Annotated in this window: 8 protein-coding genes; 5 read left to right on the plus strand and 3 right to left on the minus strand. The window is 35.0% G+C overall.

The annotated features are described in order from the left end of the window. Positions 1–17: 17 nt before the first annotated feature. Positions 18–767, minus strand: a complete 750-nt coding sequence (locus HMPREF1052_RS08325; RefSeq protein WP_005761310.1) for a uroporphyrinogen-III synthase — start codon at positions 765–767, stop codon at positions 18–20. A gap of 3 nt (positions 768–770) precedes the next feature. Further along, positions 771–1,703 (minus strand): hydroxymethylbilane synthase, encoded by a 933-nt coding sequence (gene hemC, locus HMPREF1052_RS08330; protein ID WP_005761404.1) that lies wholly within the window; start codon positions 1,701–1,703, stop codon positions 771–773. A gap of 155 nt (positions 1,704–1,858) precedes the next feature. Here hemC and HMPREF1052_RS08335 point away from each other — a divergent pair, with 155 nt between their 5' ends. The 5 genes from HMPREF1052_RS08335 to ppx all read left to right on the plus strand — a co-directional run bounded on the left by HMPREF1052_RS08335 (position 1,859) and on the right by ppx (position 12,604). Then, complete coding sequence (locus HMPREF1052_RS08335) at positions 1,859–4,360, plus strand: class I adenylate cyclase (RefSeq protein WP_005761289.1); 2,502 nt, start codon at positions 1,859–1,861, stop codon at positions 4,358–4,360. 62 nt (positions 4,361–4,422) lie between these two features. Then, positions 4,423–5,052 (plus strand): response regulator, encoded by a 630-nt coding sequence (locus HMPREF1052_RS08340; RefSeq protein ID WP_005761280.1) that lies wholly within the window; start codon positions 4,423–4,425, stop codon positions 5,050–5,052. A 268-nt stretch (positions 5,053–5,320) separates the two neighbouring features. Then, positions 5,321–7,078: an autotransporter assembly complex protein TamA gene (gene tamA / locus HMPREF1052_RS08345; protein ID WP_005761358.1), complete on the plus strand. Its 1,758-nt coding sequence runs from the start codon at positions 5,321–5,323 to the stop codon at positions 7,076–7,078. Positions 7,079–7,123: 45 nt separating this feature from the next. Continuing rightward, complete coding sequence (gene tamB / locus HMPREF1052_RS08350) at positions 7,124–11,032, plus strand: autotransporter assembly complex protein TamB (RefSeq protein WP_005761348.1); 3,909 nt, start codon at positions 7,124–7,126, stop codon at positions 11,030–11,032. A 12-nt stretch (positions 11,033–11,044) separates the two neighbouring features. Further along, positions 11,045–12,604, plus strand: a complete 1,560-nt coding sequence (ppx, locus tag HMPREF1052_RS08355; protein WP_005761349.1) for an exopolyphosphatase — start codon at positions 11,045–11,047, stop codon at positions 12,602–12,604. A gap of 142 nt (positions 12,605–12,746) precedes the next feature. Here the strand turns inward: ppx and glnA are convergent, their stop codons facing one another. After that, complete coding sequence (gene glnA, locus HMPREF1052_RS08360) at positions 12,747–14,174, minus strand: type I glutamate--ammonia ligase (RefSeq protein ID WP_005761274.1); 1,428 nt, start codon at positions 14,172–14,174, stop codon at positions 12,747–12,749. Between the last annotated feature and the right edge of the window lie 27 nt (positions 14,175–14,201).

A 14,201-nucleotide genomic window follows, 5' to 3' on the forward strand; every position in this document is an offset into this window, starting at 1 on the left:
AGTTATAACCTTTTATTTCAAGAAATTAACGTTAGTAGGGTTTGTAATAAAGTATGATTATCAGCCTTTGGTGACACCACAACATCTGTCCAACCAAAGTGACGAGCCATTTTCTCAATTCTTGCACTAACTACAATTAATTGACAACTTTTTAACCAATTTTGCTCTGAGGCTGGCACAAATTCAATTAGTGATTTTAAAAGTTCTCCACTGCTTACAACAATAGTTTGAATTCCAGAACGTTTACAAATACTCGTTTGTTCTAAATTATCATAGATAATTGCTTGGCGTTGATAACATTCAATAATTTCAACCTGACCACCACGAGCTTGTACTTGTTCAGGAAATAATTCACGTCCACTATTACCTCGTAGTAATAATACTGTCTTACCTTTCAAAATATGCATTTCAGGTAAAGCGAGTAAACCTTCACTATTTTCTTGCTGAAAAGGATAATGAACGGCTTGTCCGCTTAGACTTGAAAAATGCATAGCTGTTTGTTGGCCAATTGCAAAGTATTGTAAATCTGCACGCCAGTGAAATCCTGTATTGTGCAAGGTTTCTGTTGCATATTCTACCGCATTTTGAGAAACCGCCATGACATAATCATTTGCTTTTAGTTGGATAAGTTTATTTGGCAGTTCATTTAATTCTCGACCTGCGGTGATGGTAAAAAAAGGCAGATGTAATGCGGCAACACCTGATTTATTTAACATTTCAACTAATTGTGTTCCTTTTTCACCAGGACGAGTCACGAGTACTGCCATAATTTACCCTTGGTAAACTTCTTCTAAAATTTTATCTGCACCTTGTGCCAAAAGTTGTTCAGCAATTTGCACACCTAAATTTTCTGCATTTTCTACCGCACTTTTGCCTTCAGCTCTGATGATTTGAGAACCATCTAATGCGCCAACTAAAGCACGTAGATAAACTTGATTATTTTGTATTTGAGCAAAACCACCAATAGGTACTTGGCAACCGCCCTGTAAATGATTATTCATGGCTCGTTCAGCAAGTACACAAATTGTTGTTTCTTGGTCTGCTAATGGTGCCAATAATTTTTTCACTCGGCTGTCATCTGCTCGACTTTCAATGCCTACTGCACCTTGACCTGCCGCCGGTAGCGACTGCTCTATTTCAATAAATGAGGCAATACGTTCTGACAAGCCTAAACGAATTAATCCTGCAGAAGCTAAAATAATTGCATCATATTCACCATTGTCTAATTTATTTAAACGTGTTCCAACATTACCTCGTAATGAACGAATTTCTAAATCAGGGCGTAATTTTTTTAGCTGACATTGTCGGCGTAAACTTGAGGTACCTACAATTGAACCTTTAGGTAATTCATCTAGATGATGATATTTATTAGAGACTAACGCATCACGAGGATCTTCACGCTTACAAATCACAGATAATTCTAATCCTGCGGGGAATTGCATTGGCACGTCTTTCATTGAATGTACTGCGATATCAGCTTGATGATTTAATAAAGCATGTTCAAGTTCTTTGACAAATAATCCTTTTCCACCAATTTTAGCTAAGGGGGTATCTAAAATTACATCGCCTTTAGTCACCATGGTAACTAATTCCACTTGCAAATCTGGATATAAGTTTGTTAAACGATCTTTAACATAATTTGCTTGCCATAAGGCTAAAGGGCTTTGGCGTGTTGCTATTTTTAAACTCTGTTTTTCATTCATAAAATAAGATTATTATTGTCGATATTTTAAATGAGTATATCCTATCACTGTTGTTTTAAAATGTCAGTCTATTTGATAGATTTACAGGATCCAGTTTGATTTAAATTATAAGCAGTGATAGAGTAGCAAGTCATCTATTCCCTTTAGGATATATTTTGAAATACGATCTTGAGTTTGCCAAAAAACAAGTATTAAGTTTGCATGAGTTACGCATTGAACGAGCACTTGCGGGCTCAACGACAGACTTCCAACATGTTTTCCAATTAATTAGCTTATTGTTGCATCTTAACCATCCTGATTTACCAGGTTATGTCGTAGATGCACCTGCGGGTGTGGCTAACTTTGAAATTTCCGATTATCAAAAAAACTTTCTTACAGATTATTCATTTTATCCAGAATTTTTTACTCAACTAGAACAGCTTTCACAACTCCATCAAAGTGAAAAGACGCCTATTTATGGTATTTATGTGATGGGGAGTATTGCTTCTATTTCACAGACTACTAAATCAGACTTAGATACGTGGATATGTCATAGTCCAATGTTATCGCCTTATGCTCTCAGTAAGTTGCGTCAAAAAGCAACATTATTAAAATTGTGGGCAAAACAATTGAACACCGATATTAACTTTTTTCTGATGGATGAATCTCGTTTTCATAGTTATCGTTATGCAAATGAATTATCCGCTGAAAATAGTGGTTCAGCACAATATATGTTGCTGTTGGATGAATTCTATCGTTCCGCTATTCGTTTAGCGGGGAAACCATTATTGTGGTTGCATTTAAATGTAGAAAATGAAAAAGAATATGAGCAGGAAGTAAGAAATTTAGTCGCAACAAAACAAATTAATCGTTCCGAATGGGTTGATTTCGGTGGGCTAGGTTCTTTTTCGGCTAATGAATATTTTGGTGCAAGTTTATGGCAATTATATAAAGGAATTGACTCTCCGTATAAATCTGTCCTAAAAATTCTATTACTTGAAGCATATTCCTGGGAATACCCAAATACACAATTAATTTCCCGAGAATTTAAACAAAAACTTTTTACTTCAGACAATATTAAAGAACAATGTTTTGATGCTTATATGGCAATGCTTCATCGAGTAACAGATTATTTGACTAATCTGAAAGATGAGAAACGACTAGATTTTGTACGTCGTTGTTTTTATATTAAAGTGACAGAAACCATTCGTATTCGACCTCTTGCACCTTGGCGTGCCCAATTATTAAAAAAATTGACAGAACAATGGCATTGGAATGAAGAGACGATTAAGTACTTAAATGCGGTACCTGATTGGAAAATTCGTCAAGCTAAAGAAACTCATAATAAATTAATTCGTGTGTTGATGTTAAGCTACCGTAATTTAGTTAATTTTGCACGTAAACATAATGTAGATGCAAGTATTGCTCCTCAAGATATTAGTATTTTGACACGTAAATTATATAGTGCTTTTGAAGTCTTGCCAGGTAAGGTAACATTAATGAATCCTAAATTAGCCTGGAATTTATCAGAAGAGCATTTAACTTTTATTGAGGTGAATGAAGATAATGGGGTAAAACCAGGTTGGTATGTGGTTAATCAAATGCCATCTGTAGTGTTAACATCACAGCAACGTTATAGTGAATATAATGTTATGTTGATTAAACTGGTTGCATGGGCTTATTTTAATCGGTTGCTTACGAAGACTTCTACTATTCATATTTCTAGTGAATCAGTAAGCCTTAATAAGTTGAAGCAGTGTATTGAAGATCTTCATGAGTCTTTTCCTGTTTGTGTTCCTCCCGCTACTAACGAAGAATTAAACCACCCTTGTGAGATCCGCAGTTTAGCTGTTATGGTTAATTTGACTGATGACCCCACCAAACGAATCGGTTTACAGAAATCAGAAATTCAACAAAGTGATTTGTTTAGTTTAGATGGTGAAAATGACAGTTTAATTGGCAGTGTTGACCTGATTTATCGAAATAAATGGAATGAAATTAAAACCCTACACTTTGAGGGAAATAAAGCCATTTTATCCACATTAAAATTACTTTCTAGTAAAATCCATCGAGCTTCCACTACGCCTGAACTCATTAATGTCTTTTGTTATAGCCAATACTATCAAAATGAGTTAACAGAACTCGTTTCTAATTTAATCAATAAATGTATTAGTATTCAGTTAGGAACAACCAATATTACGAAAACAAATAATCATGTGTTACGTGTTGCAGGTAAAAATTGGCAATTTTTCTTTCAAGAGCGCTCATTATTAGCTGATCATTTACAAGAGGCAAATATAATTATTGATCAGGCTCTAGAAGATAAAACACAATCATCGGTTAAAAAAATCGAACAACCTCCATATTACCCACACCAAATAGAAGCATTTGCCAGTGAAGGTTTCTTACAATTTTTCTTTGAAGATAATGAAGATAATTCATTTAATGTTTATATTTTAGATGAAAATAATCGTATTGAAGTATACTTTGAGTGTGAGGGCGATAAAGCACAAAAAATCAGAGAAATTAGCCAAATTTACAACGCTTCAGGCTTTGATAATAAAGGTAACTATTACAAAATAATAAAACGAGATTTTAATTATCCTCAATTTTATCAATTAAAAATGCAACATAATAAACTCCTTATTCTGCCGTTTAGTCATTCACATACAGTATAGAATCTTAATTAATATTGTTTTATAATCAAATGAAATGGCTTGAATAATATTTGGATATTAATATGAGTGAAAAAACAAAAGTTATTGTGATTGATGACCATCCGCTTATTCGTCGTGGTATCAAACAACTTATTGAACTTGATGATCAATTTGAAGTTGTCGGTGATGCAGGAAGTGGTAATGATGGTGTCGAGCTTGCGATGAAAACATTACCTGATCTCATTATTCTTGATTTAAATATGAAAGGTCTGTCAGGTTTATATACATTAAAAGTCTTACGTCAAGAAGGGGTTGATGCTCGTATCGTTATTTTAACTGTATCTGATTCTAAAGCGGATATTTATGCTTTAATTGATGCGGGTGCAGATGGCTATTTATTAAAAGATACTGAGCCTGAAGTTTTATTAACGCAAATTAAAAAAATTGCTCAGGGTGAGATTATCCTGAGTGATTCAATTAAGAGTTTATTGGTTGAGCGTCATCCAGCCCATGAGCCTATTCATTCTTTAACAGATCGTGAAATGGATGTTCTACAATTAATTGCAACGGGTCTTTCAAACAAGCAAATTGCAGCCCAATTATTTATTTCAGAAGAAACAGTGAAAGTACATATTCGTAATTTATTACGTAAATTAAACGTACATTCACGTGTGGCCGCCACGGTTCTTTACCTGGAATATAAAGGTTCATAATGTCGTATTTATAAAAAAGCTAATTGAAATTGCAATTAGCTTTTTTATTTCCCTATTTTTTACCGCACTTTTTAATTGAACGATTGTCTGTAATTGAGTAAGTTAATTATTAATTCGTAATTTTAATAAGAATTCCCAAAATAAATTAACAAAAAATATGAGAATTTGTCGAAAAATCATATATTTTCGCATTGCTAAACTTTTAGTTTACCGAGTAAACTAGAGAAGTTTTATTATCGAGGGAAGTGTGACACATTTTGGCTATATTATGAACCGTTTAACTCAACATTTATCTCTAGTTATTAGGATTATTTTTTTTGCATTTATTTGCAATTCTAGCTTTGCTGAGCAGACAGTAGAACTGAGTGTTCAAGGTATTAAGAATAAAGAATTAAAAGAAAATGTTCGTCTTTATTTAGACACTTTAGATAAAGACACGGCTAATGGTTCTGAACGCTATCAAAATAATGTAAAGGAATATATTGATAAAGCTTTACGTGTTTATGGTTACTATGATAGTTCCGTAGTATTTGATCTGCAACCTCGTAAAAATGTAAGAGATCTATTAGTTGCACATGTGGATATTGGTGAGCCCACACTTCTTGTGGGAACAGATATTCGGATCACTGGAGACGCTGTAGATGATGATTATTTTAAAAAATTAAATAGTAAAATTCCTGAAAATGGTACCGCACTTAATCATGAAGCCTATGAAAATTATAAATCGTCATTAGAAAAATTAGCTATCCAACGAGGCTATTTTGATGCCCAATTCCCTGTTCATCAACTACAAGTTATGCCATCAAAACGACAAGCTTGGTGGGTAATGGATTTTAATAGTGGCGTTCGATACCGCTATGGCAACATTACTTTTGAACATTCTCAAATTCGTGAAGATTATCTGCGTAATATGTTAGAAATTCAATCAGGTGATAAATACTTGATTAATGATGTTTCTGAAATGACTAACAATTACACTTCTAGCGGTTGGTTCCAATCTGTGATGGTCAGTCCTGAATTACATGAAGATAGCAAAACTGTGGATTTGCATGTGTTAATGTACCCTAAACGTAAAAATGCAATGGAAGTCGGGTTAGGTTATTCCTCAGATGTCGGGCCTCGTGCAAAAATTGGTTGGACTCGTCCTTGGATCAATAGCCGAGGTCATAGTTTACATTCTAATCTTTATGTTTCATCTCCAAAGCAAACCTTTGAAATTACATATAAAATGCCATTATTGAAAAACCCAAGATTATATTATTATGAATATTCTGCGGGTGTTGAAAACGAAAATGATAATGATACGGATACCAAATCATTAGCGGCGACTTTTGCGGGATTACGTTATTGGAATAATCCGACAGGATGGCAATATTCACTAGGGTTAAGAATGCGTTATGATAAATTTACCCAAGCTGCGGAGAAAGAAGAAAAAACCTTATTAGTTTATCCCACAGCATCTGTCAGCCGTGCAAGAACTTCCGGCGGATTATTTGCAACCCGAGCCGATACGATTAGCTTAACCGCTGATTTTGGGCATAAAATCTGGATGTCTGATGTAGACTTTTTTAGTATTAGAGCTAAAGCAGGATGGATAAAAACCTTTGCCGTTAATCATCGTTTTTTAACTCGAGGTGAAATTGGTTATCTCCATACTAATCATTTAGAACGAATTCCTCCTGCATTACGTTTTTTTGCTGGTGGCGATCGTAGTATTCGTGGATATGGCTATAAAAAAGTGTCACCTAAAAATAGTAAAGGTAAACTGGTTGGTGCTTCTCGTTTAGCTTCAGGAACTTTAGAATATCAATATCAAGTGGTTTCTGATTGGTGGTTAGCAACTTTTGCTGATGCTGGTTTAGCCGCTAATTCTTATAATGTAGGTGAGTTGCATTATGGTGCTGGTATGGGTGTTCGTTGGGCATCTCCAGTAGGTGCAATTAAATTTGATATTGCGACTCCCATTAGAGATAAAAATAACAGTAAAAATATTCAATTCTATATTGGTTTAGGTACAGAACTATAATGCTTTTTTTCAATTTATGTTAGATTGAATGACTATGGATTTTATATGACAGAGAATATTGAGAATACAACCACAGTAGAACCGCCTCCACCAGAAAAAACACCAACTAATAAGAAAAAATGGTGTTATCGTATTTTCTGTATTGTAAGTTTAATAATTTTAGTTCCTATTATTGGTGTAATAGGTGCATTATCCAATCAATCTGGTCAACAAGAGTTATTAAAACTCACTGATAAAATGATGGATAATCTATCTTTTGAACAGATTACAGGTAACTTGCAAGAGGGATTAGAATTACATAATGTTCGTTTTCAATCTCCAGGTATTGATACTCTTGTAGAAAAAGCCCATATAAAACTAGACTTTAGTTGTCTTTGGCATCGTGAAGTCTGCGTAGAAGACATTAGTATTCAAAAACCAATCATCAATATTGATACCTCACTCTTACCCCCTTCAGAAGATGAGCCTGAAAAAGAATCAGAGCCAATGAAGCGTATTCATTTACCCATCTCCATTTCAGTAAAAAATGTTGCAGTAGATGAGCTTGCTTTAGGAATCGATGCTAATCAGCTTATTCTAGAACATTTTAAAACCGCAGCTAGTCTCGATAATGAAAAAGGCCTAATCCTTTTTCCAACAGAAATTAATGATTTTAGTTTTGTTGCTAAAACGACTAAGACTGAATTAGAAAAAGCAGAAAAACAAATGGCAGAGGAGGCTAAACAGGTTCAGCCTGTGGATTGGGCGAAAATTGAAGAAATGTTAACTCCACCTTTATTAGGTGATGTAATGCAAGTGATATTACCTTTTGATATGCACATTGAAGATATCCAAGGTAACAATTGGAAATATGAAAGCTTTATTGAGGATAAGTCGCAACAAGTTATTACTGTTCCTCATATGCAATTACAAGCGGATGCTACAGATTATCATGTTCAATTAAAAACCTTGAATCTCAACAGTAATCTTGGCAACCTTACAGGTAGCGGTGAATTACAACTAAATGAAAATTTCCCATTAGATATAACCATTCATACTGATATTAATCAGATGAAGCAAGGAAAAGTCATCCTTTTGCCAGACAGTCAACTTGAGCTCAAGTTGTCTGGAAATTTGAAAAAACAGACCGCACTTTCTCTCACTACGAGTGGGGCAATTGAGGCAATCTTAACTGGGAAGGTTGAGCTTAATGAGGAGAAAACACCTTTCAATTTACAATTGATTGGTAAGAAAGCACAGTATCCATTTAGTCTCGCTGATGGTTCGATGCCTTTACAACTGCAAGATATTAATTTAAATGTGAGTGGGAATTTACTTGATTATAAGGGCCAATTAAGTGCTCAAGTAGAAGGAATGGGGATACCTAAAACTCAAGTTGATTTTGATGGACAAGGTAAATTATATGAAGCGACTATAGAAAGATTACAGTTTCTTACTCTTGATGGAAGCCTTAATTTAGTTGGGCATATAAATTGGAAACAGGGCGTAGAATGGAAAACGGATGCAGTCTTGAATAAGATTAATATGGGCGGTTATATTAAAGATTTCCCTGCAATTCTTTCAGGAAATATTTCTAGCTCAGGATTGGCAAATAATCAAACTTGGAAAGTGGAAATTCCTACGTTAGATGTCAAAGGAACTGTCAGCCAGCGCCCACTTAGCTTAAAAGGTAACCTTACAGCAAGCCAAGAAACACTATTAAATATACCTGATTTATTGCTGACTTATGGCGATAATAAAATTTCAGCAAAAGGGATATTAAGTGATAAATCAGATTTCAACCTTGATATTAATGCACCTAATTTAAAAGGGTTAGTTCCCGATTTATCTGCTTCAGTAAACGGCAGAATGGTGTTAACTGGCAACATTGCTGAACCTCATTTGGATCTTGATCTAAAAGGAAATCAAATTCAATATCAGAATTTCCATCTTGGTAAGTTTTATGCACAAGGTAAAGTCAATTCAGAATCGCAAATAGAAGGTAATTTAAATATTGCCCTTGAGGGATTTAACTATGGCGATATTAAGCTAAATGATGCAACCTTAACCGCTCAAGGTGATGAGAAAAACCATCAACTACATTTACGTAGTCATGGCGAACCTGTTGCTGCACAATTAAATTTAACGGGGTCTTTTGATCGTAGTACACAAGTGTGGAAGGGGGCGATTAGTCAAACAGATATCAAATCTCCTATTGGTAATATTACCAATAATCAATTTACCGTAAATTATGATAATAAAGAAAGTAAAACAACAATTTCATCTCACTGCTGGCATAATCCGAGCATTGAACTTTGTTTTCCTGAAAATTTAGTTGTCGGCTCCACAGGAGAAATCCCATTTGAGATTAAGAAAGTTGATTTAGCTTTAGTGAATAAATTAACTGAAAAAGAAAATTTACTTTCAGGTCAATTAAATAGTAAAGGAAAAGTTGCTTGGTTTACTGATAAGCCCATGAAGCTTGATGCTGAAATTAAAAGTGATGGGATTAAATTTGCACAAAAAATAGAAGGAAGAGAATTTAAATTAGGGGTTTCAAAACTCAATCTTACTGCCAATATGGAAAATAATAATTTAGCAGTAAAATCAGTGATTAGCTTACAAAATCAAGGTAATCTTAATGCAGATTTGAAGTTACAAGACTTATCTAAATCCCGAAAACTAAGTGGTTCATTAAAAATAGCTGGGTTAAATTTAAATCTTGCTAATCAGCTATTGGCTAATACAGAACATATTTCTGGTGATGTTGGGGCTAACTTAACTTTTGCCGGTGATCTGAATAGTCCGTTGATTAATGGTAATTTTGATGTAAAAAACATGAAAGCTGCAATGAGAGCTTTACCTTTTGATTTAACGGGTGGCGATCTAACATTAAGATTTAACGGTAATCATTCTGTTCTACGTGGAAATTTACAAACATCTGAAAGTCGATTAGAAGTGGATGGTGATGCAAGTTGGAAAGATCTTGATCACTGGACGGCTCGAGTGCATGCTAAAGGAAATGAATTTAAACTAGATATTCCTACCATGGCAAAACTTAAAGTTAGTCCAAATGTAGAAATGAAAGCTTCACCTAAGTTATTAGAGTTAACTGGAAATGTTGATATTCCTTGGGGACGTATTATTGTTGAAAGTCTGCCTGAACATGCCGTATCTGTTAGTAAAGATGAAATTATTTTAGATGATACTAAACCTCGTACACGAGTCGTGCAATTCCCTGCTGAAGCAGAAGGCATGGCGATTAAATCTGATTTAAAAATTAATGTTGGCGATGATGTTTTTCTTGATGCTTATGGTTTGAAAACTGAACTTGTTGGAAACTTGATGGTAAAACAAGAGAAAGGAAAACTTGGTTTATATGGACAAATTGATTTGAAAAAAGGTCGTTACGCCTCTTTCGGACAAGACTTATTGATTCGTAAAGGATACATTAGTTTCAACGGATTACCTTCACAACCGATGCTAAACATTGAAGCTATTCGTAATCCTGAAGCTATGGAAGATAGCAATATTACCGCGGGTGTAAATGTGACAGGTTTAGCAGATACTCCAACGGTACAAGTCTTTTCTGAACCGGGTTTACCACAGGATCAAGCATTATCTTACTTACTTACAGGTCGTTCTCTTGAAAATAGTGGCGAAGCGGGGTCTAGTGGTTCTGTTGGTGCGGCATTATTAGGGATAGGATTAGCTAAGTCAGGCAAGTTAGTTGGTGGCATAGGCGAGGCTTTTGGTATTCAAGATCTAAATTTAGGTACTTCGGGTGTCGGTGATAGCTCTAAAGTGGTGGTTAGTGGTAATATAACGCCAAGATTACAATTGAAATATGGGGTTGGCTTATTTGATGGGTTAGCTGAGTTTACGTTACGTTATAGATTATGCCCACAACTTTATTTGCAATCCGTTTCTGGTGTTAACCAAGCGGTTGACATTCTCTATCAATTTGAGTTTTAACTTTGGGGTTTTATGAAGAACGATACTTTACGAGTAAAAGCCACCGCACTAAGCCGTAGCTCTTTTCATGGAATATCAGAAGCAAAAGAAATTGCAGCTATTGATCTCGGCTCAAATAGCTTTCATATGATAGTTGCTCGTATTGTTAATGGTTCTATCCAAGTGCTTTCACGTTTAAAACGGAAAGTACAATTAGCCGCAGGATTAGATGAAAATAATTTGCTTGATCAAGCCGCAATTACACGTGGTGTAAATTGTCTTTCCTTATTTGCTGAACGTTTACAAGGATTTTCTCCTGAAAATGTGAATGTAGTCGGGACTTACACTCTTCGAAGTGCGGTCAATAATCAGGAATTTTTACGTCAAGCCCAAGCCGTATTCCCTTATCCTATTAGAATTATATCAGGTGAAACTGAAGCTGAAATGATCTATGCAGGCGTCTCACATACCCAGCCAGAACAAGGTCGTAAACTGGTGATTGATATTGGCGGGGGATCTACAGAAATGATCATTGGTGATAATTTTACTCCTCTTTTAGTAAATAGCCGTAGTATGGGTTGTGTTAGTTTTGCTCAACAATTTTTTTCCCATGGAGAGATTTCTGAGGAAAATTTTTATCAAGCGAGAGAGACTGCCTTAAGTCGCATTCAAGATCTGGCTGTTGAATATAAACAGCACGGTTGGAAACATGTTTTAGGTTCCTCAGGTACAATTAAAACAGTACACCAAGTAATTATGGGGAATATTGATAGTGATGGCATTATTACCGCTGGTCGTCTTGATCTCCTAATAGAAAGAACCTTAAAGTCTCAGCATTTTAATCAGTTAAAACTCATAGGTTTAAATGAAGAGCGCGTAGATGTTTTTGTCCCTGGACTGGCTATTTTAAGTGCGGTTTTTGATACCTTTGATATTGAGCAAATGCGTTATTCTGATGGCGCTTTACGTGAAGGTGTCATGTATAGTTTGGAATCAAATTTTCAGGTCAGTAATATTCGTGAACGTACTGCTGAAGGATTGGCAGAACAGTTTGATATTGATCGAGAACAAGCACAACGAGTAACAGAAAGTGCAATTTTATTGGTGAAACAATTTACCAACTGGCAAGTTCCAGAACAAGCAGAAGAGCTTAAAGAAATCTTATTATGGGCAGCATTATTGCACGAAGTTGGATTGGTCATTAATCATAAAAATTTACAACGTCATTCAGCGTATATTCTTGCAAATATTGAATTACCTGGTTTTGATAAAGAGCAACAAAATTTATTAGCGACTTTAGTACGATATCAAATAAATTATTTTAAATTAGAGGAAATTGGACATTTCTCACGTTATCATTTTCAAGACATATTTAATCTCATTAGATTATTGCGTATTGCAATCGCTTTAAATAAATCTCGACAAGCGACTGAATGTGCAGAAAGTATAACTCTTACTATTGAGCCTCATTCAAACGCTTGGTTCTTAAGTTTTGATGAAAATTACTTACGAGATAATCCCTTAGTGGAAAATGATTTAGCCTATGAGAGATTGCAAATGAAAGAGCAAGGGGCTGAATTCGATTTTAAATAATACATAAATTTTTGTAAAAAACACCGCACTTTAAACCCTAAAGGCGGTTTATGTTGCTATGGTGTAACGCCGATAAACAAAAAGTGCGGTCTGAATTAGAAAAATTCTACCGCACTTTTTAAAGCCTAGTAACTGCTAACAATTAAGCATAATACATTTCAAATTCCACTGGGTGTGGAATCATATTTACACGTTCCACTTCTTTACGTTTGATATTGATAAAGGCTTCAATAAAATCCTTAGTAAATACATTACCTTGAACTAAGAATTCATGATCTGAAGCTAATGCATCTAATGCTTCACTTAATGAAGAGGCTACCGCAGGAATATCTTTTAATTCTTCTGGTGGTAAATCATATAAGTTTTTATCCATTGCATCACCAGGGTGGATTTTATTAGTAATACCATCAAGTCCAGCCATTAATAATGAAGCAAATGCTAAGTATGGATTTGCTAATGGATCAGGAAAGCGAGCTTCAATACGAATCGCTTTTGGATTTGTTACCGCTGGAATACGAATTGATGCACTACGGTTACTTGCTGAGTAAGCTAATAACACAGGCGCTTCAAATCCAGGGACTAAACGTTTATATGAGTTAGTTGTTGGATTTGTAAAGGCATTTAATGCTTTTGCATGTTTAATGATACCACCGATAAAATAAAGAGCAGTATCAGATAAGCCCGCGTATTTATCGCCTTGGAATACATTTTTTCCATCTTTACTTAATGAAATATTACAATGCATTCCCGAACCGTTATCTCCAGCAAATGGTTTTGGCATGAAGCAAGCTGTTTTACCATGTTCTAATGCGACATTTTGAACCACATATTTATAGATTTGTGTTTCATCGGCTTTTAAGGTTAAGGTATTAAATCTAGAGGCAATTTCATTTTGTCCCGCGGTTGCAACTTCATGATGATGAGCTTCAATGACTAATCCCATTTCTTCTAAAATTAAGCACATTTCAGAACGAATATCATGAGAGCTATCTATTGGCGATACTGCACAATAGCCACCTTTTTTAAGTGGTCGATAACCATTATTACCATCTTCATAACGTCGATTAGTATTCCATACCGCTTCCGCATCATCAATTTTATAAGATACATTGTTTATATCTGTACTAAAACGAACATCATCAAATAAGAAGAATTCTGGTTCAGGCCCTAATAACGCAGCATCAGCAATACCTGTTGATTTTAGATAGTTTTCTGCTCGAGTAGCAATAGAGCGAGGATCACGATCATAACTTTGCATCGTATTTGGATCATATACACTGCAACGAATAGAAAGCGTAGTAATTTGAGCAAAAGGATCTATGACCGCTGTCTCTGGCATTGGCATTAAAAGCATATCCGCTTTGTTAATTGCTTTCCAACCTTCAACTGATGAGCCATCAAACATTTTGCCTTCTTCGAATAAATCTTCTAAATCATCAATAACTAAATTAACTGGCAAAGACACACCATGTTCTTTTCCTTTGATATCAGTAAAACGAAGAAGAACGAATTTTACATCGTTATCTTTGATGAGTTTTGCAACGTTTGAGATTGCACTCGTATTTGCCATAGAATAGCTCCTATCTTGCTTATCTTG

Origin of the sequence: Pasteurella bettyae CCUG 2042 (assembly GCF_000262245.1) — a bacterium.
Taxonomy (GTDB): Bacteria; Pseudomonadota; Gammaproteobacteria; order Enterobacterales; family Pasteurellaceae; genus Basfia; species Basfia bettyae.

What these genes read in the sequence shown, in the direction of transcription:
- HMPREF1052_RS08325 (WP_005761310.1), bottom strand. Translation starts at nt 767, where the DNA reads ATGGCAGTACTCGTGACTCGTCCTGGTGAAAAAGGAACACAATTAGTT.
- ppx (WP_005761349.1), top strand. Translation starts at nt 11,045, where the DNA reads ATGAAGAACGATACTTTACGAGTAAAAGCCACCGCACTAAGCCGTAGC.
- hemC (WP_005761404.1), bottom strand. Translation starts at nt 1,703, where the DNA reads ATGAATGAAAAACAGAGTTTAAAAATAGCAACACGCCAAAGCCCTTTA.
- tamA (WP_005761358.1), top strand. Translation starts at nt 5,321, where the DNA reads ATGAACCGTTTAACTCAACATTTATCTCTAGTTATTAGGATTATTTTT.
- HMPREF1052_RS08340 (WP_005761280.1), top strand. Translation starts at nt 4,423, where the DNA reads ATGAGTGAAAAAACAAAAGTTATTGTGATTGATGACCATCCGCTTATT.
- glnA (WP_005761274.1), bottom strand. Translation starts at nt 14,174, where the DNA reads ATGGCAAATACGAGTGCAATCTCAAACGTTGCAAAACTCATCAAAGAT.
- tamB (WP_005761348.1), top strand. Translation starts at nt 7,124, where the DNA reads ATGACAGAGAATATTGAGAATACAACCACAGTAGAACCGCCTCCACCA.